Origin of the sequence: Streptomyces sp. NPDC002701 (assembly GCF_042889045.1) — a bacterium.
Taxonomy (GTDB): Bacteria; Actinomycetota; Actinomycetes; order Streptomycetales; family Streptomycetaceae; genus Streptomyces.
In genome coordinates, this window is the sequence record NZ_JBIAQL010000016.1 from 142,518 (window position 1) to 159,877 (window position 17,360).

17 protein-coding genes and 1 tRNA gene are annotated in these 17,360 nt (G+C 70.1%); 11 read left to right on the top strand and 7 right to left on the bottom strand.

From position 1 onward, the window contains the following. The first annotated feature begins 79 nt into the window (after positions 1-79). From ACFYXC_RS31475 to ACFYXC_RS31515, 9 genes are all read left to right on the top strand, one after another. Positions 80-2,200 carry an ATP-binding protein gene (locus ACFYXC_RS31475; RefSeq protein WP_389555414.1) on the top strand — a complete coding sequence of 707 codons (2,121 nt, stop codon included), beginning with the start codon at positions 80-82 and terminating at the stop codon, positions 2,198-2,200. A gap of 204 nt (positions 2,201-2,404) precedes the next feature. After that, positions 2,405-2,863, top strand: a complete 459-nt coding sequence (locus tag ACFYXC_RS31480) for a hypothetical protein (RefSeq protein ID WP_389555415.1) — start codon at positions 2,405-2,407, stop codon at positions 2,861-2,863. A 27-nt stretch (positions 2,864-2,890) separates the two neighbouring features. Next, on the top strand, positions 2,891-3,316 hold the full coding sequence (locus ACFYXC_RS31485; protein ID WP_389555416.1) for an NUDIX domain-containing protein: 426 nt from the start codon (positions 2,891-2,893) through the stop codon (positions 3,314-3,316). Between the two features lie 86 nt (positions 3,317-3,402). Then, the gene (locus ACFYXC_RS31490) at positions 3,403-4,131 is read left to right on the top strand and encodes a DNA methylase (RefSeq protein ID WP_389555417.1); all 729 of its coding nucleotides are present in this window, start codon (positions 3,403-3,405) and stop codon (positions 4,129-4,131) included. Continuing rightward, positions 4,128-5,021 (top strand): bifunctional DNA primase/polymerase, encoded by an 894-nt coding sequence (locus tag ACFYXC_RS31495; protein ID WP_389555418.1) that lies wholly within the window; start codon positions 4,128-4,130, stop codon positions 5,019-5,021. Before ACFYXC_RS31490 ends, ACFYXC_RS31495 begins: the two co-directional genes overlap by 4 nt. Then, positions 5,018-5,452: a hypothetical protein gene (locus tag ACFYXC_RS31500; RefSeq protein ID WP_389555420.1), complete on the top strand. Its 435-nt coding sequence runs from the start codon at positions 5,018-5,020 to the stop codon at positions 5,450-5,452. Before ACFYXC_RS31495 ends, ACFYXC_RS31500 begins: the two co-directional genes overlap by 4 nt. Continuing rightward, positions 5,449-6,678: a DUF3631 domain-containing protein gene (locus tag ACFYXC_RS31505; RefSeq protein ID WP_389555422.1), complete on the top strand. Its 1,230-nt coding sequence runs from the start codon at positions 5,449-5,451 to the stop codon at positions 6,676-6,678. Before ACFYXC_RS31500 ends, ACFYXC_RS31505 begins: the two co-directional genes overlap by 4 nt. Positions 6,679-6,838: 160 nt before the next feature. Next, entirely contained in the window at positions 6,839-7,027 is a 189-nt protein-coding gene (locus ACFYXC_RS31510) for a helix-turn-helix transcriptional regulator (RefSeq protein ID WP_389555424.1), read from the top strand. A gap of 61 nt (positions 7,028-7,088) precedes the next feature. Beyond that, positions 7,089-8,468, top strand: coding sequence for a tyrosine-type recombinase/integrase (locus ACFYXC_RS31515; protein WP_389555426.1), 1,380 nt, complete (start codon positions 7,089-7,091; stop codon positions 8,466-8,468). A gap of 174 nt (positions 8,469-8,642) precedes the next feature. Here ACFYXC_RS31515 and ACFYXC_RS31520 read toward each other — a convergent pair. Continuing rightward, positions 8,643-8,724, bottom strand: a tRNA-Tyr gene (locus tag ACFYXC_RS31520). A gap of 201 nt (positions 8,725-8,925) precedes the next feature. Between ACFYXC_RS31520 and ACFYXC_RS31525 the strand changes: the two genes are divergently transcribed. Then, positions 8,926-9,414: a YajQ family cyclic di-GMP-binding protein gene (locus tag ACFYXC_RS31525; protein WP_307539634.1), complete on the top strand. Its 489-nt coding sequence runs from the start codon at positions 8,926-8,928 to the stop codon at positions 9,412-9,414. A gap of 176 nt (positions 9,415-9,590) precedes the next feature. Next, the gene (locus ACFYXC_RS31530) at positions 9,591-10,826 is read left to right on the top strand and encodes an APC family permease (protein WP_389555428.1); all 1,236 of its coding nucleotides are present in this window, start codon (positions 9,591-9,593) and stop codon (positions 10,824-10,826) included. Between the two features lie 165 nt (positions 10,827-10,991). Here ACFYXC_RS31530 and ACFYXC_RS31535 read toward each other — a convergent pair whose 3' ends face one another. From ACFYXC_RS31535 to ACFYXC_RS31560, 6 genes are all read right to left on the bottom strand, one after another. Then, positions 10,992-11,558, bottom strand: a complete 567-nt coding sequence (locus ACFYXC_RS31535) for an SMI1/KNR4 family protein (RefSeq protein ID WP_389555430.1) — start codon at positions 11,556-11,558, stop codon at positions 10,992-10,994. Between the two features lie 68 nt (positions 11,559-11,626). After that, the gene (locus tag ACFYXC_RS31540) at positions 11,627-12,760 is read right to left on the bottom strand and encodes a barstar family protein (RefSeq protein WP_389555432.1); all 1,134 of its coding nucleotides are present in this window, start codon (positions 12,758-12,760) and stop codon (positions 11,627-11,629) included. A gap of 13 nt (positions 12,761-12,773) precedes the next feature. Beyond that, the gene (locus ACFYXC_RS31545) at positions 12,774-13,172 is read right to left on the bottom strand and encodes a YccF domain-containing protein (protein WP_388920743.1); all 399 of its coding nucleotides are present in this window, start codon (positions 13,170-13,172) and stop codon (positions 12,774-12,776) included. Continuing rightward, positions 13,169-14,032: a zinc metalloprotease HtpX gene (htpX, locus tag ACFYXC_RS31550; RefSeq protein WP_388920746.1), complete on the bottom strand. Its 864-nt coding sequence runs from the start codon at positions 14,030-14,032 to the stop codon at positions 13,169-13,171. The genes ACFYXC_RS31545 and htpX overlap by 4 nt, the downstream gene beginning before the upstream one ends. A gap of 236 nt (positions 14,033-14,268) precedes the next feature. Then, positions 14,269-15,780: an NADH-quinone oxidoreductase subunit N gene (locus ACFYXC_RS31555; protein WP_389555435.1), complete on the bottom strand. Its 1,512-nt coding sequence runs from the start codon at positions 15,778-15,780 to the stop codon at positions 14,269-14,271. Continuing rightward, a complete protein-coding gene (locus tag ACFYXC_RS31560) occupies positions 15,777-17,354 on the bottom strand; it encodes an NADH-quinone oxidoreductase subunit M (RefSeq protein WP_389555436.1) in 1,578 nt (525 codons plus the stop codon). The genes ACFYXC_RS31555 and ACFYXC_RS31560 overlap by 4 nt, the downstream gene beginning before the upstream one ends. Positions 17,355-17,360: the final 6 nt, after the last annotated feature.

A 17,360-nucleotide genomic window follows, 5' to 3' on the forward strand; every position in this document is an offset into this window, starting at 1 on the left:
ATCCCTGCCATGGACCCGGCCACCCCGGCGCTCTCCCTTACCTCCCGCCCCCGCAGGGGCAGTCAGGAGCACTCCCAGCATGTCCGAGAACGTCGTTCACCTCCACAAGCACACCGACACCCCGCCCACCGACGACACCCCGCCGACCGTGCTCACGGTGGTCCCGGACGCCCCGGCGGCGCCGATCGTGCCGCTGTGGGTGCGCTCCGGGCGGGCCGTGAAGACCGCAGCCACCCACGAGAGGACGAAGACCGCCGCGCGTGCGGTGGCCCGGCACAGCCTCTACACGTTCAACGGCGGGCGGATCGTGGCCCGCCGCACCTGGGACGGCCGGACCGGCGCCCGCTACGAGCGGATGATCCGGGCAGCGGAGGCCGCCGGAAACCTGGAAGTGGCGGAGGAGTGGGAGGAGCGGCTGCAGCGCTTCCGCGCTGCCCGCCACCACCGCCGCATGGACCTGCTCCACTCGCCGGCGGAGGCCGCCAAGGGCGCGGCCGTGGGCACCGGGATGGGGATCGGTGCTCTGGTCGCGCTCGGGGTCGTGATGGCCATCAACAACGGCGACATCGCCGACGTCATCACGCCGCTTGCGGCCACCATCAACTTCATCGCCACGCTGATCCGGATCGTTCAGATCGTGTGGGGCCCGGCGCTCACGATCGGCCCGTTCCTGGCGCTGCTCGCGCTGTGGGCGGTCGGCAGCAAGCAGCAAGCAGCCCCGGCATGGTCGATGCCCGACAACGTCCGATCGGGCGAGGGAGAGCCGATCACTCCGTCCATCGTCGTCAAGGCACTGCGCGACCTCGGCGTACCCGCCCTGCGCAACGCGATCAAGGAGATGGGCGACGCCGGCGCGAGCATGCTCGGGCCGATCCGGATCGCCGGATGCGGGGTGGAAGTCGACGTCACCCTGCCCTCGGGGGTGTCGACGATCGAGGTGCAGAACCGGCGCCGCAAGCTCGCAGAGAACCTGACCCGGCACGAGCACGAGGTGTTCATCAACCTCCCCCAGGCGGCCCGCACGGTGCGGCTGTGGATCGCCGATTCCGGGGCGCTCGATCAGCCGATCGGCCCGTCTCCGCTGATGGTGGACCCGTCGCTGACCGCCGACTACGCCAAGGGCCGCGCCCCGTGGGGACAGGACCTGCGCGGGGATGCCGCGCTGCTGAGCCTGTATCAGCGGATGCTGCTGGTCACGGGTCTGTCCAACCAGGGCAAGACAGCCGCCCTGCGGGCGCTCGCGCTGTGGCTGGCCTTCGACCGCAGCACCGAATTCCGCATCGCCGACCTCAAGGGCGTGGGCGACTGGGCCATGTTCGACGGCCTCGCAACCGTCCTGATCCAGGGGCCGACCGATGAGCACGTGATCGAGGCGACCGAGATGGTCGAAGACGGAGTTCAGGAGATGAACCGCCGCATCCAGGCCCCGGCCGGCACCCTCTTCCCGCCGCTGATCCTGCTGGTCGACGAAGCGCAGGTGGCGTTCATGTGCCCGGCCAAGGACGAGCAGAAGCGACCCTACGGCGGGCAGCGCAACGAGTCCCGCTACTTCATGGCCTGCCGCAAGATCCAGAACCAGGGCCGCGCGGTGAACGTGCTGCTGTGGCAGGGCACCCAGGACCCCACCGACCAGAACCTTCCCAAGCTCGTGCGCGAGGGTGCCCACACCCGCGCCTCCCTCGCCCTGGGCACCGAGTCACAGGCGCGCATGGCGCTGGGGGACAAGGCCGTGGACGGCGGGGCCGCACCGCACCTGCTGCGTCAGGGGCTCGACAAGGGAACCCTCGTCGTCGCCTCCGACGGCATCGACATCCCGGCCGGCCAGGCGTCCATCACGGTGCGCACCCACTACATCAGCACCGACGACGCCAAGGAGATCGCCGCCCGCGCCAAGGCCGTGCGCGACGGCGTCACCACCCTGCACGTCATCGACCGCGACCAGGACCGTGACCCGCTCACGGACATCGCAACCGTCATCGGCACCGCAGAGCGGATGCGCACCAAGGACGTCCTCGCCCGGCTCGGCACGCTCAACACCGGCGCCTACGGCGGCTGGTCGTTCATCGACCTCAAGCGCGTCCTCGACGGCACCGGAGCCGAGCCCTACAAGTCCGACGGCGTCATGGTCATCGGCCGTGACCGGCTCGCCCGCGCGCTCGCCAACCGCGACACCGAGGGTTCCGCTTCCGCCACTGAGTGACAGGGAGCCGACCGGTGGCGGGTCAGGGAGACAGGGAGAACTCCCTGAACCCCTCCCTGACCCGCCTCCCTCCCGCTGACCTGCATAAATGATCGTTCAGGGAGGCAGGGAGGCACCCCAGGCCAGACCCCTGAAACCCCCTCCACAGCGCACCTCCAAGGGGGTGCTGCAACCTCCCTGACCCACTGCCGGAAGGGATTCCGCATGTACCCCGAACACTCCGCTCACCGGCCCGCCGAGCGGGCCGTGACCGTCCACCAGCCCACCCCCATCACCCACCCGCCGACCGCCCCGCTCGCGCGCGTGCAGCCGGGCGCGGTTCCGTCTGTGGCGAGCATCGTCCTGCCTGACGGGCGAGTCGTCACGGGCTACGCGATCAGCTCCGCGCAGCCCGAACCGCTAGCGGCCAAGCCGCCTGTGTCCCGTGCGGCGGTGAACGTCGCCCTCGGGGGTGTCGGGTTCCTCGCCGTGTGCGGCGGACTGCTGCTGCTCACCTCGTTCATCGCCGCGCTGACCGCGTTCATCACCCAGCTCATCACCCTCGCCGCTGTGATCTTCGGCGGCTGGATCGCCGTGCAGATCTTCGGCGCGAGCGGCCACAGCGGCGGCAACACCTTCCACATCCGCAAAGCCGTGATCAAACGCAACCACTTCCACGGCTGACCCGACCGAGAATCGAGAACCGAAGACATGACCGAGACCTTCGAGTCCATCCGCTACACCGCCGACGTGGTGTGCATCCGTGACGGCGCCGTTCTGCTGATCGAGCGGGGATGGCCCCCGCACAAGGGACAGCTCGCCCTCCCCGGCGGACACGTCGACCCCGGCGAGACCTCCCGCACCGCCGCCGCCCGCGAGCTGCTGGAAGAGACCGGCGTCCACGTCGACCCCTGGGACCTGAGCCTGATCGGCATCTTCGACACCCCCGAGCGCGACCCGCGCGGCCGGTACGTCACCGTCGCCTACCTGGTCACCGTCCCCGCCGACACCACCGCCACGGCCGGAGACGACGCCGCCGCCGTGTCCTGGACCCCGCTCGAAAACGCCCGGGACCTCGCCTTCGACCACACCGACATCGTCACCAGCGCCCGGTACCGACTGCACGCCCCCTTCTAGCTACGCCAAGGGCGGCCCCCCATTCCGCCAAGAACCGGGGCCGCCCTTGTCTCCAGTCCTCAACAGACCTGTGGAGGTCTCCCAGCATGACGCAACCCACCGACATCCGGCGAGCGCGCGGCGAACGACCGCGTGTACTGGATGTGTTCTCGTGCGCCGGCGGGGCCGGTACCGGCTACCACCGGGCCGGTTTCGCCGTGGACGGCGTCGACATCGCCGACCGCCCGAACTACCCCTTCCCCTACCACCGGGGTGACGCCCTGGACTATCTCGCCCGCCTGATCGACACGGGGGAGATCCGCCGGTACGCGTTCGTCCACGCCTCCCCTCCGTGCCAGGACAAGTGCACCCTCACGGTCGGCACGAACCGGTCTCAGGGATGGGGCAGCACTCACGTGGATCTGGTCGCGCCGACTCGGGATCTGCTCGATCGGACCGGTCTTCCGTACATCATCGAGCAGCCCAACGGCCGCGCGAAGATCCGTAAAGACCTGACCCTGTGCGGGGAGATGTTCGGCCTCGGAGTCATCCGCCACCGCAACTTCGAGGTGAGCGGCTGGAGCGTCGAGCAGCCGGCGCATGTCGCCCACCGGGGCCGTGTGCGCGGATGGCGGCACGGCACCTACTACGACGGCCCCTATGTTGCCGCGTACGGCGACGGCGGGGGCAAGCCGTCGGTGCCGGAGCTTCAGGCCGCGATGGGCATCACGTGGACCGACGTGCGCGAGGAACTGACCGAGGCCATCCCGCCCGCCTACGGCGAGTGGATCGGCCGCGCCTTCCTCGCCCGCACGGCGCTGGAGGTGGCCGCATGAGCGCGCACCTGCTGAACGCCGCCCTGGCCGCCGCCGAGCGCGGCTGGCCCGTCATCCCCCTGCACCCTCGCAGCAAGGTCCCCGCCCTGCACGGTGAGCGTCGCTGCCCGCGTACCGGCGACTGCGTCGGCGGGCACCGCACGTTCGAGCAGCGCGCCACCACCGACCGTGCCCGCATCGAACGCTGCTGGAGTGCGGGTCCGTTCAACGTCGGCATCGCCACCGGCCCCGCCCGCCTGCTGGTCGTCGACCTGGACACCCTCAAGCCACAGGATGAGAAGGGCACGCCTGACGGCGCGGCGAACTTCCTGGCGCTCTGCGAGCGCGCCGGACACGCCGTCCCCACCACCCGCCGCATCCGGACCCCCAGCGGCGGACAGCACCTGTACTTCACCCCGCCGCCCGGTACCCGGTTCACCAATACGACCGGCACGCTCACGTCCAAGGTCGACACCCGCGCGTGGGGTGGACAGGTCGTCGCCCCTGGCAGCGTCACGCCACAGGGCCCGTACGCGGTCTTGGACGACGCGCCCGTTGCAAACCTGCCCGAATGGCTCCAAAAGGCTCTCACGGCGCCACGCAAGCCCGTCAGGGCCCCGGTCCTGCCGACTCTCACCCGCGACACGAGCCGGTACGCGGCCGTCGTCCTCGAACGCGAGGTGACCGCCGTGGCGACCACCGCCGAGGGCGGGCGACAGGCCCAACTCCTGCGCGCCGTACGGGCCGTAGGCCGGTTCGTCGCCTGGGGAGACCTCGACCGCACCACCGTGGAAACGGCTTTTACCTCGGGGGGCGAGTCGGCGGGACTCCCGCCGGCCGAGTGCCGCGCCACCATCCGCAAAGCCCTCGACTACTCCCTGCGCACCGCCCGGCCCCGGGAGACGGCATGACCACCCCCCGGCCCCGCCCCGCAGGTAAAAGCAGCACACCCACCCCCAACCGCCCCCGCACCGCCGAACCGGCCGCACCTGCCACCGGCCGTAGCGCGCCGAAGAGCGCCGCCCGGCAGGGCGTCGTCACTGCTCTTCCCCGCTCGAACCGCTTCCCGGCAAGAGACGCGCGCCCGGACGCCGACCCAACCCCGGACCGACCCGGTATCCGCATCTACGCCGCACCGGTCTACCGGCACCACTACGACGGCGCCCGCTGGTCCAAACGGTATGGCGACACCCCAACCGCCGCCTACGCCTGCGCCTGCGGGCAGACCCACACCGCCACCGGTCCTGATGCCGTGGCCGCGCTGGTCTCCGACTACAACGCCCACCGATCCGCCTGCGCGGGAACTCCCGCCACACCCCTCGAAGGGAGGGCCGCCGCATGAGCGACAGCATCGACGGCGCGACGCTGCTCAACGAGGTGGAAGCCTTCCACCGCCGGTTCAACGTCTTCCCCACTCAGTCCGCCTACGTCGCCGTGGCGCTGTGGGACGCGCACGCCCACCTGATCGAGTGCTTCGAGACCACCCCCCGCATCGCGTTCCTCTCCCCGGAACCGGGCTCGGGCAAGTCGCGGGCACTGGAGATCGTCGAACTCCTCACCCCACGACCGGTCACCACGGTGTCCGCATCCGCCAACGCCCTGTACCGACTCGTCGACTCCGCCGCAGGTCTGCCCACCGTGCTGTTCGACGAGGTGGACACCATCTTCGGCCCCAAGGCAGGAGCCGACGAGGCGCTGCGCGGCTTCCTGAACGCCGGGTGGCGCCGCACCGCCGGCGCTCTTCGCTGCGTCGGGGAAGGCTCGAACCAGAACGCGCAGATCTTCGGTTCCTACTGCGCCGTGGCCATGGCCGGACTCGGTTCGCTGCCGGACACCGTGCTCACGCGCTCGGTCATCATCCGCATGCGCAAGCGGGCCCCAAACGAGAAGGCAGAGCCCTACCGCCAGCGGGTTCACGAGCCGCAGGGACACGCCCTGCGCGATCGTCTCGCCAAGTGGGCCGACACCGTACGCGACCAGGTCGCCAACGCGTGGCCCGCCATGCCCGACGGGGTCACCGACCGGCCCGCCGACATGTGGGAACCCCTGCTCGCCGTAGCCGACGCCGCCGGCGGTGACTGGCCCGCACGGGCCCGCGCCGCCTGCCTGGATCTGATCAGTGCAGCCCACGACAACGACGAAGCCTCCCTCGGGGTCCGGCTCCTGACCGACCTACGCGACAAGGTGTTCTGCGGAGACGACCGCATGCCCACCGCCGCGATCATCGAATGCCTGCTTCACATGGAAGACGCACCCTGGGGAGACCTCGACGACAAACCGATCAACTCCCGCACCCTCGCCCGGCTGCTGAGCCAGTACGTCACCCCGGGCAACAAGCCGATCAAACCGCGCACCTTCCGCACCCCGTCCGGGACCCCGAAGGGCTACTACGCGGAAGACCTCACGGACGCCTGGACGCGCTACTGCCCCCCACCCCCCGGGGAATCCGCAACAGCCGCAACGTCCGCAACATCCCAGGTCAACGGCAGCGCATCTGTTGCGCAATCCGCCACACCGATCCGCAACACGGCACCTGATTCCGCAACACAGCCCGCTCTCACAGGCTGACCCGCTCCGGCACCCCCCGCCGCCATACCTCCCGGGTGTGGCGGCACCTATCCGCAACACTCCCGCCATCCGCAACAAATCCGTAGCTCTGACCTGCGGTGTTGCGGTGTTGCGGCTGTTGCGGACCCCCCGGAAGAGAAGAAGACGAAGGAGTCACGCCGTGGCCCGCCCCAAGATGCTCAAGCTCCCGGAAGTCCTCGAAGAGATCGAGATGAGCCGCGCCGCGTTCTACCGCATGCGCGCCCGGGGCCTGGCTCCGAAGCTCATCAAGCTCCCGAACGGACAGCTCCGTTGCCGTCGCGTCGACCTCGATGCGTGGTGGTCATCCATCGAAGACGCTGCCGCCTGATCATCCCCCGCACACACGAGACACCAGGGGCCCGCTTCCGGCGGGCCCCTCTGGAGTTCGCATGGCACTGACCTACGACGTTCGCCTCTACTCCATCGAGATCCGCAAGGATCGCCCAAAGCCCTACCGTCTGCGCTGGCTGGTCGGGGAGCGTAAGCACTCCAAGAGCTACACGCTCAAGGTTCAGGCCGAGGGTCGCCGCTCGGAACTCATGTCCGCCGCGCGACGCGGCGACCAGTTCGACGAGGAAACGGGACTGCCCGCATCCGAGTTGCGCGCCAAGCAGGGCTCCATCACGTGGTACGAGCACAGCCGTACGTACATCGACCGCAAATGGGCGCTCGCCCCGGCGAAGTCGCGCAAGAACTACGCCGATGCGCTGGCAACCATCACGCCAGCGCTCGTAAGGACAAAGACAGGAATGCCCGACACCGCACTCATGCGGCGCGCGCTGTACGGATGGGCGTACAACCGGAACCACTGGGACAAGACCCCGCCGGACGATGTGGCCAGCGCCCTTGCCTGGATTTCCAAGCACTCCATGCCGGTCTCTGCGCTGGAAGATCCGGCAACAGTACGCCTGGCCCTGGACGCGCTGTCTCTGCGGCTGGACGGCAAGGAGGCGGCGCCGCGCACCGCGAAGCGCAAGCGTGCCTGCCTGAGCGACGTTCTCGGGCTCGCCGTGGAAGAGCAGTACTTCAGCATGCCGGTCAACCCGATCAGCGCCGTGAAGTGGACCGCTCCGAAGTCCGTGGAAGCGGTGGACCCCGAAAGCGTCGCTAATCCTCGCCAGGTCCGCGCGCTGCTGGCCGGCGTGCGCGAGCAGGGCCTACGCGGGCGGCACCTCGAAGCGTTCTTCGGATGCCTGTACTACGCGGCCATGCGTCCGGCCGAAGCCTCCGGATTGTGCGTGAGCCAGTGCCACCTCCCGGAGTCGGGATGGGGGATGCTCACCTTGCGGCAGGGAGTTGTCCGGGCGGGGCGAGGTTGGACCGACGACGGGAAGGCTCATGAGGCACGCCACCTCAAGGCCCGCGCCAAGAAGGACTCCCGTCCGGTGCCCATCCCGCCTCATTTCGTGCGCATGCTGCGAGAGCACATCGCCGCGCACGGCACGGCGCCCGACGGCCGGCTCTTCCGAACGAACCGGAACGGCTTGCTACAAGAAACCGGCTACGGGGAGGTGTGGGCAAAAGCCCGCGGGGGTGTGCTGAGCGAGGCAGAGACGGCCTCACTGTTGGCCCGACGCCCCTACGACCTCCGGCACGCCGGAGTGTCGTTCTGGCTCAGTTCCGGCGTGGACGCGATGGAGTGCGCCCGCCGCGCTGGCCACAGCATCGCGGTGCTGCACAAGGTGTACGCCAAGGTGCTTGACCAGACACGGGAGCGTGCGAACAGCCGGATCGACGCAGCGCTTCGGGAGTGGAACGAGCCGGAGTGATCAAGCTCTCCCCCGGGGGGCACCTGGGGGACACGCACTGATCGACAGTGGGATATGAGCGGTACAAGGTGAGACACGCCCGCGCCCCGTCCACAACGAATCGAGCAGGGAGAGCCAACGAGAAACCCCCTCTGACCAGGCGAGTAGCCAGGTCAGAGGGGGTTTACCTTCATGTGGCGGCGCCAGGATTCGAACCTGGGAAGGCTGAGCCGGCAGATTTACAGTCTGCTCCCTTTGGCCGCTCGGGCACACCGCCGGGGTTGCTGCCGTTCGAACCGCTTTTCGGCGGCGCTCTGTGGCAACGACGTAAACGATACCCGATGCTCGGGGGTGCTTCGCCACTCGATTGATCGGTGCTCGGAGGGGAGGGGATGGCTAGGCTTATGCGGATGCGGCCCGGGACCGATACGGGTTCGGCGGCCGCCACTATGCACCCCGATACAAGGAGCCACAGGACATGGCCGACTCCAGTTTCGACATCGTCTCGAAGGTCGAGCGGCAGGAGGTCGACAACGCCCTCAACCAGGCCGCCAAGGAGATCTCCCAGCGTTACGACTTCAAGAACGTGGGCGCCTCCATCTCCTGGTCCGGCGAGAAGATCCTCATGGAGGCGAACTCCGAGGAGCGGGTCAAGGCCATCCTCGACGTGTTCGAGACCAAGCTGGTCAAGCGCGGTATCTCGCTGAAGGCGCTGGACGCCGGGGAGCCGCAGCTCTCCGGCAAGGAGTACAAGATCTTCGCCTCGATCGAGGAGGGCATCTCCCAGGACAACGCGAAGAAGGTCGCGAAGATCATTCGCGACGAGGGCCCGAAGGGCGTGAAGGCGCAGGTGCAGGGCGACGAGCTGCGCGTCAGCTCGAAGAGCCGTGACGACCTGCAGGCCGTGCAGGCACTGCTCAAGGGCAAGGACTTCGACTTCGCGCTGCAGTACGTCAACTACAGGTGACCCGCCGGCCGCTCTGCGGACGGCGACCGCGCGTACGGGAAAGGGTGGGCACCCCGGGTGCCCACCCTTCTCGTCTGCCGGCCGCGGCCCGTGCGGGTTCCGCTGTTCGTCTGTCGTTGCCGGGGAGGACGTCGGCGCGACAGTGACCCGTTGCGCTGATCAGTAGGGTGCGGCCCATGACACAGCAGCTGCGACGGACGCTGGGCGTCGGGGACGCCGTGGTCATCGGCCTCGGCTCGATGATCGGTGCGGGCATCTTCGCCGCCCTGGGACCCGCGGCCCGGGCGGCGGGATCCGGGCTGTTCCTCGGTCTGGGCCTCGCCGGCGTCGTCGCCTACTGCAACGCGACCGCTTCGGCACGCCTCGCCGCCCGCTATCCCGCGTCGGGCGGAACGTACGTGTACGGGCGGGAGCGGCTCGGCGAGTTCTGGGGATATCTGGCGGGCTGGGCGTTCGTCGTGGGCAAGACCTCCTCGTGTGCGGCGATGGCGCTGACGGTGGGCGTGTACGTCTGGCCGGGTCAGGCGCACGCGGTGGCCGTCGGGGCCGTGGTGGCACTGACGGCGGTGAACTACGGCGGTGTGCAGAAGTCCGCGTGGCTGACGCGGGCGATCGTGGCGGTGGTGCTCGCGGTGCTCGCCGCCGCGGTGGTCGTGTGTCTGGGCTCCGGGGAATCCGACGCCGGCCGACTCGACGTGGGCTTCTCCGGGGGTGCGGGAGGGGTGCTCCAGGCGGCCGGACTGCTGTTCTTCGCCTTCGCCGGGTACGCGCGGATCGCGACCCTCGGCGAGGAGGTACGGGATCCGGCGCGCACCATTCCGCGCGCGATCCCGCTGGCGCTCGGCATCGCGCTGGTGGTGTACGCGGCTGTGGCGGTGGCCGTCGTCTCCGTGCTGGGAACAGGTGGGCTCGGTCAGGCGACGGCACCCCTCGCCGACGCGGCGCGCGCCGCCGGTGCACCGTGGCTCGTCCCTGTCGTACGGGTGGGCGCCGCGTTTGCGGCGCTCGGCTCCCTTCTCGCGCTGATCCTGGGGGTGTCGCGGACGACGCTGGCGATGGCCCGCGACCGGCATCTGCCGGGTGGGCTGGCCGCCGTGCACCCGCGCTTCCAGGTGCCCCATCGGGCGGAGCTCGCCGTCGGGGCGGTGGTCGCGGTGCTGGCCGCGACGGTGGATGTGCGGGGCGCCATCGGCTTCTCCTCCTTCGGTGTGCTCGTGTACTACGCGATCGCCAATGCCTCGGCCTGGACGCTGAGTTCGGCGGTCGTGTCACGGGTGCTGCCCGCGGTGGGGCTGGCAGGATGTCTGACACTGGCTTTCGCCTTGCCGTGGCTGTCCGTGGCCGTGGGTGTCGGGGTGCTGGGGCTGGGGGTGGCCGCTTACGGGGTACGGCGGCGGGTGGGTCCGCGCTGATCGCTGCCGTTCCGTGCCCGTGCCCGTGCCTGTTCCTGTTCCTGTTCCTGTTCTCAGGGTGTCGGTGGGAGGGAGCGGGGCCGGTGAGGGCCGGTCGCGCGGGTCCCAGCGCCCCTGGAGGCGCGGCACGTGGTCCGGGGCGCCGGTGGTGACCGGGGCGGCGCTCTAGGAAGCTCGCGCCGGCCCCGTGCGTATGCGGAAGTCGGCCCAGGGCTCCAGGTCCGTGCCGTCGTTCAGTTCGTCGTACCAGCCGGTGCCGTCGAGCCAGGCGTGCAGCCAGGCCGTGAGGGTGGGGGCGTCCACGTACCACGCGTGGTCGGCGTCGTCGGCGTTCGGCTCGAACAGCAGGACCGTGGCGTCCGGGGTGCGGCAGTCCACGCACGCGTACATGCCGCAGCCCCAGTGGGATATCGGCAGGATGCCGTCCGGCCAGGGCCAGTCGGGGTCCTTGCGGCCGCTGTCGCGGTGCTCGAGATATTGCGCGACGACGGCGGGCTCGCCGGAGGGCGGGCTGTCGAGCAGGGGCAGCAGACCGTACTCCGGTCCGAACCCGCCGTCCCCTATCCGCAGATAGAGCGCGGCGAGCAACGGCGGGACGGCAAAACCGAGGGCGGACTCGGCCCGGGCGAGCGTGGCCGCGTCCACGGGCTCGGGGAGCGAAGGCCAGCCCCACGGCCGTGAGTTACGCGCCTCCGCGGAGACACGTACCAGCAACTGCTCGAATTCGGTCATGCATTCATGATGCCGGGCGCCACTGACATTCGTTCGGGCCTGTGGACAACTCTCCCTGTGGACAACTCTCAGGTGAGACGGACGTCGATGCCCTCGTCCAGCAGGAACGCGAGGAGTTCCTCGAACGTCCACGGGCGGCGGCCGGTGCGCGGGACGAGGCCGAGACAGGTGCGGGCGACCTGTGCGTCGTGCCAGACCAGGGTGAAGGGACGCCGGGCGCCCCAGCCACCGCGGAGGCAGTCCGCGAGCGCGTCGAGGCCCCAGCCGAAGTAGCCGCCCGGGCCGTTGACCGCCTCACCGAGCGCGCAGAAGAAGCCCTGCACGTCGATGATGCGGCGGCCGTCCAGGTGGTACGTGGCGCCGGAGTCCGCGTCGGGCCGGTCCGCCTCGTGGTGGTCCAGCGCCGTCGTGAGCCAGTGGCGGCGGCCCGCCGCGCCGCACCTGGACCACAGGCCGGGCTCGGCGGGCCGGCCGCCGTCCCACAGGTCCCAGACCTCCTCGGCCGCGGTCGGCGGCCGCTCCGACCAGGGTTCCAGAGTGAGGTCCACCAGGCCGCGGCCGCGGGCCGAGGGGATCCACGCGACGAGTTCGCCCTCGACGGCGGACTGGACGGGGCGGCCCGCCGTGTCCAGGCGTACCAGCTTGGCGTGCCCGAGGTCCTCCTCGCCCGCGTCCAGAGCCGTACGCAGGACCCCGCGTGGGGCGCAGCCGAGCAGCCGCACGGGCGGTTCGACGAGGTCCGGCCGGCTGTCCGGGACGTGCGCCAGGTCCCGGCAGGTCCCCCACGGTTCGGCTTCGGCGCCGAGCAGGCGGTAGCCAGGGGAGAGCGGCGGGCGCTGGGGATGGTCGAACGGGTTGTGCGGGGACTCACGGGCCTCGACCGTGAGGTCGCGCAGCGACAGGTCGCGTGCGCACGGGCGGTCGTCGAGGACGCGTACGTCCTCCAGTGACCACTCCTCGGCCCGCCTGCCCTCCTTGTCGAGGATTTCCAGGGTGAGGCTGCCGAGGGGCGCCGAGCCGTCGGCACGCGCGTGTGCGCGGGCTCTGTCCAGCTTCCCCTCGGGGGCGCAGCCGAGCAGCTCGTACGTCCCGCGGGCAGGGGGCGGCGGATCGCCGAAGAGGTCCTCGGCGTCCGCGCACAGGGCCCAGATCGCGTCGTCCTCGGCGTCGTACGCCGACAGGGCGTACCTGGGGCGCCGCACCCCCGGCGCCGTCCTACCTGACCGACGACGTGAACGGCTGGTCCGTGCTCACGATCTCGCGTCCCAGGGGGAACAGGGAGACCGGGATGAGCTTGAAGTTGGCGATGCCCAGGGGGATGCCGATGATCGTGACGCACTGGATGAGGCCCGTGACGATGTGGGCGAGGGCCAGCCACCATCCGGCGAGGATCAGCCACAGGATGTTGACGATGAAGGACGGCGCGCCCGCGTCACGGCGCTCCACCGTCGTCCGGCCGAACGGCCACAGTGCGTAGCCGCCGATGCGGAACGACGCGACGCCGAACGGGATTCCGATGATCGTGATGCACAGCAGCACGCCCGCGAGCACATAGCCGAGAAACAGCCAGAAGCCGCTCAGGACGAGCCAAATGACGTTGAGGATTGTCTTCACTGGTGTCGACCTGCCATCTGCTCGAGCCGGGCGATGCGCTCCGCCATCGGCGGGTGCGTGGAAAACATCTTGGAGAGTCCCTGGCCCGGGCGGAAGGGGTTGGCGATCATCATGTGGCTCGCGGTCTCGATGCGCGGTTCGGGAGGCAGCGGAAGCTGTTTCGTGCCCGCCTCCAGCTTACGCAGGGCGCTCGCGAGGGCCAGCGGGTCGCCGGTGAGCTGGGCGCCGGACGCGTCCGCCTCGTACTCCCTGGAGCGGCTGATGGCGAGCTGGATGACGGACGCGGCGAGCGGGCCGAGAATCATGATCATCAGCATGCCGAGGAGGCCCGGGCCGTCGTCGTCGTTGGAGCGGCCGATCGGGATCAGCCAGGCGAAGTTGACCAGGAACATGATGACGGAGGCCAGGGCGCCCGCCACGGACGAGATGAGGATGTCGCGGTTGTAGACGTGGCTCAGCTCATGGCCGATGACCCCGCGCAGCTCCCGCTCGTCCAGGATGCGCAGGATGCCTTCGGTGCAGCACACCGCGGCGTTGCGCGGGTTGCGGCCCGTCGCGAAGGCGTTCGGTGCCTCTGTCGGGGAGATGTACAGGCGGGGCATGGGCTGGCGGGCCTGCGTGGAGAGTTCGCGGACCATCCTGTAGAGGGCCGGGGCCTCGAACTCGCTCACCGGGCGCGCGCGCATCGCGCGTAGAGCCAGTTTGTCGCTGTTCCAGTACGCGTACGCGTTCGTGCCGATCGCGATGAGGAGTGCGACGACGAGGCCCGTACGCCCGAAGAAACTGCCGATGACGATGATGAGTGCGGACAGTCCCCCGAGGAGTACGGCGGTCCTGAGCCCGTTGTGCCGGCGGTGCACGGTACGCCCTCCAAATGGTGCGGCAGGGGAACCCTTGCTTGGCGATCTCTGACGTCACTGGTTCCGTGACTCCACGGTCCAGTGGACCCTCCCTCACTGGTCAACGCCAGGCGGCGAGCACTAGTTCCCTTGTGCGCGCGGGGCCGCGCGTCGACCGTCCGGGTGATACGGAACCGCCCCGCACGCGCGTACGGGGCGATGGGCACACGCGCGTGCGGGGCGGTTCGGGCGTGGTGTCAGAAAAGGCCGGTGTCCGAGAAGCGCAGGATGAGCTGCGGCGCTCCGGAGAGCGCGACTCCGAGGACCGCGGTCAGGGCGATCGCCGCGGTGAGGGGGGCGGGGACGCGGTGGGGCTCGGGTTCGCCCTCGGGGGCCCGGAACAGCAGGGCCGTCCACTGGAGGTAGTAGAAGAGCGCGATCACGACGTTGACCGCCATGACCACGGCGAGCCAGCCGAGGCCCGCGTCGACGGCCGCCGAGAAGACGGTGACCTTCGCGAAGAGGCCGATGATGCCCGGCGGCAGACCGGCCAGGCAGAGCAGGAAGAAGCCGAGGACGAGCGCGGCGAGGGGGCGCGAGGCGTACAGGCCGCGGTAGTCGCTGATCCGGTTCAGCGGCTTCGTGCGGGCCACCAGGGCGGCCACCGCGAAGGCTCCGAGGTTCACCGCGGCGTACATGAGGGCGTACGCGACGGTGGAGCCGATGGCCTTCTCGGCGTCCTCGGAGTACGCGGCCGCGGCGATCGGCACGAGGAGGTAGCCGGCCTGGCCCACGGAGGACCAGGCGAGGAGCCTTACCGCGCTGTACGCGCGCGTGGTCCGTTGCCGCAGGGCGCCGACGTTGCCGATCGTCATGGTGAGGGCGGCCAGGGCGGCGAGTGCCGGGCCCCAGACGTCCGCGTACGACGGGAGGGCGATGACGGTGACGAGGATCAGGCCGGAGAAACCGACCGCCTTGCCGACGACGGACAGGTAGGCGGCGACCGGGAGCGGGGCTCCTACGTAGGTGTCGGGTACCCAGAAGTGGAAGGGCACGGCGGCCGTCTTGAAGGCGAAGCCGACGAGGGTCAGGACGACGCCCGCCTGGGCGAGTGTGTGCAGTTGGCCGTCGACGTCCTCGATACGGGTGGCGATCTCCGTGAGGTACAGGGTGCCTGTCGACGCGTAGACGAAGCTGATGCCCATGAGGCTCACGGCGGTCGCGGTGACGGAGGACAGGAAGAACTTCAGGGCCGCTTCGGAGGACTTGCGGTCGCCGTGCCGGATGCCGACGAGGGCGAAGGCGGGCAGGGATGCGACCTCCAGGGCGACGATCAGGGTGGCCAGATCGCGCGAGGCGGGCAGCAGGGCGGCGCCCGCGGCCGAGGAGAGCAGCAGGAACCAGTACTCCCCTTCCGGGAGTTCCTTGTCGGCGTCCTTCAGGGCGGTCATCGACAGGAGGGCCGTGAGGAGGGCGCCGCCGAGGACGAGGAACTGGACGACCAGGGTGAACCGGTCCGCCGTGTAGCTGCACACGTCCGCCTCGCCCGTCAGGCAGAACGTGGAGCGGTCGCCGTCCAGGAGGGGCAGCAGCGCGAGCGAGGCGAGGGCGAGGCCCGCGACGGAGACCCAGCCGAGCAGGGCCTTCCGGTTGTCGCCCACGAAGAGGTCGGTGACGAGCACCACGAGTCCGACGACGGCCGCGATGGTGGGCGGCGCGATCGCGAGCCAGTCGACGGACTGGACCAGGGACTGGGCCTGGGGGCTCATCGGGTGCCTCCTGAGAGGAGCTGCTGCACGGCCGGGTCGGTCAGGCCGAGGAGGGTCTTGGGCCAGAGCCCGGCGACGACGGTGAGGACGACGAGCGGGGTCCAGGCGGCGAACTCGTACGCGCGGACGTCGGCGAGCTTCAGGCTCTCCTCCTGCGGGGCGGCGCCCATGCACACGCGGCGGACCACGACGAGCAGGTACGCGGCCGTGAGCAGGGTGCCGAACGCGGCGATCGCCGTGAACGTCAGGAACGCGGGCCGGCTGAGGCCGTCCGCGGGGTCGAACGCGCCGAACAGCGCGAGCATCTCGCCCCAGAACCCGGCGAGGCCCGGCAGTCCGAGCGAGGCGACGGCGGCGAAGGCGAGCAGACCGCCGAGGCGCGGGGCCCTGCCGTAGAGCGCGGCGCCGGTCGTCTGCGCGAGGGTGTCGAGGTCGGTCGTGCCCGTGCGGTCCTTGAGCGCGCCGACGAGGAAGAAGAGCAGGCCGGTGATGAGTCCGTGGGCGATGTTCGCGAACAGCGCGCCGTTCACGCCGGTGGGGGTCATCGACGCGATGCCGAGGAGCACGAAGCCCATGTGGCCGACCGAGGAGTACGCGATGAGGCGCTTGAGGTCGCCCTTCGCGCCCCGCCTGGCGAGCGCGAGGCAGGCCAGCGAACCGTAGATGACACCGACGACCGCGAACGCGGCGAGGTACGGGGCGAAGGTGCTCATGCCCTCCGGCGTGACGGGCAGCAGGATCCGGACGAACCCGTACGTGCCCATCTTCAGCAGCACGCCGGCCAGCAGGACCGATCCGACGGTCGGGGCGGCGGTGTGCGCGTCCGGCAGCCAGCTGTGCAGCGGCCACATCGGCGTCTTGACCGCGAGCCCGATCCCGATCGCCAGAACGGCGATGACCTGCACCGATGTGGTCAGCGCGGGGTGATTGTCAGTGGCGAGTGCCACCATGTCGAAAGTGCCCGCCTTGATTCCGATCAGGAGCAGGCCCAGCAGCATGACGACGGAACCGAGCAGTGTGTAGAGGATGAACTTCCAGGCCGCCCGGGCCCGTTGCTCGCCGCCCCAGCGGGCGATGAGGAAGTACATCGGGACGAGCACCATCTCGAAGGCGAGGAAGAACAGCAGCAGGTCGAGGACGGCGAAGGTCGCGAGGGTGCCGGACTCGAGGACGAGGACGAGTGCCACGAATGCCTTGGGGGACGGGCCCGACGGCATGGCGAAGTAGGAGTAGAGCGCGCACAGGAAGGTCAGCAGCGCGGTCAGGACGAGGAGGGGGAGGGAGATGCCGTCGATGCCGAGGTGGATCCGCACGTCGAGTGCGGGGATCCAGCTGATGTCCGTCGTGGCCTGCATCTTCGACGGGTGGTCGTGGTCGAAGCCGAGCGTGAGGACGATCGCGGCGATGAGGACGGCGCCGGTGACGGTCACCCCGTGCCGCAGCACGGCCTTTTCGGGCGACTTCCCCTTCAGCCCGGGCGGCGCCGGCAGGAGAGCCGCGGCGGCCCCGATGAGCGGAGCGACGACGATGAATGCGAGAAGGAACTGCATCACGGACTCGTTGATATCGATCACGCCTGC

Coding starts and splice junctions, on each gene's coding strand:
- ACFYXC_RS31515 (WP_389555426.1), top strand. CDS start 7,089: ATGGCACTGACCTACGACGTTCGCCTCTACTCCATCGAGATCCGCAAG.
- ACFYXC_RS31535 (WP_389555430.1), bottom strand. CDS start 11,558: ATGACCGAATTCGAGCAGTTGCTGGTACGTGTCTCCGCGGAGGCGCGT.
- ACFYXC_RS31500 (WP_389555420.1), top strand. CDS start 5,018: ATGACCACCCCCCGGCCCCGCCCCGCAGGTAAAAGCAGCACACCCACC.
- ACFYXC_RS31555 (WP_389555435.1), bottom strand. CDS start 15,780: ATGAGCCCCCAGGCCCAGTCCCTGGTCCAGTCCGTCGACTGGCTCGCG.
- ACFYXC_RS31525 (WP_307539634.1), top strand. CDS start 8,926: ATGGCCGACTCCAGTTTCGACATCGTCTCGAAGGTCGAGCGGCAGGAG.
- ACFYXC_RS31505 (WP_389555422.1), top strand. CDS start 5,449: ATGAGCGACAGCATCGACGGCGCGACGCTGCTCAACGAGGTGGAAGCC.
- ACFYXC_RS31475 (WP_389555414.1), top strand. CDS start 80: ATGTCCGAGAACGTCGTTCACCTCCACAAGCACACCGACACCCCGCCC.
- ACFYXC_RS31485 (WP_389555416.1), top strand. CDS start 2,891: ATGACCGAGACCTTCGAGTCCATCCGCTACACCGCCGACGTGGTGTGC.
- ACFYXC_RS31530 (WP_389555428.1), top strand. CDS start 9,591: ATGACACAGCAGCTGCGACGGACGCTGGGCGTCGGGGACGCCGTGGTC.
- ACFYXC_RS31495 (WP_389555418.1), top strand. CDS start 4,128: ATGAGCGCGCACCTGCTGAACGCCGCCCTGGCCGCCGCCGAGCGCGGC.
- ACFYXC_RS31480 (WP_389555415.1), top strand. CDS start 2,405: ATGTACCCCGAACACTCCGCTCACCGGCCCGCCGAGCGGGCCGTGACC.
- ACFYXC_RS31490 (WP_389555417.1), top strand. CDS start 3,403: ATGACGCAACCCACCGACATCCGGCGAGCGCGCGGCGAACGACCGCGT.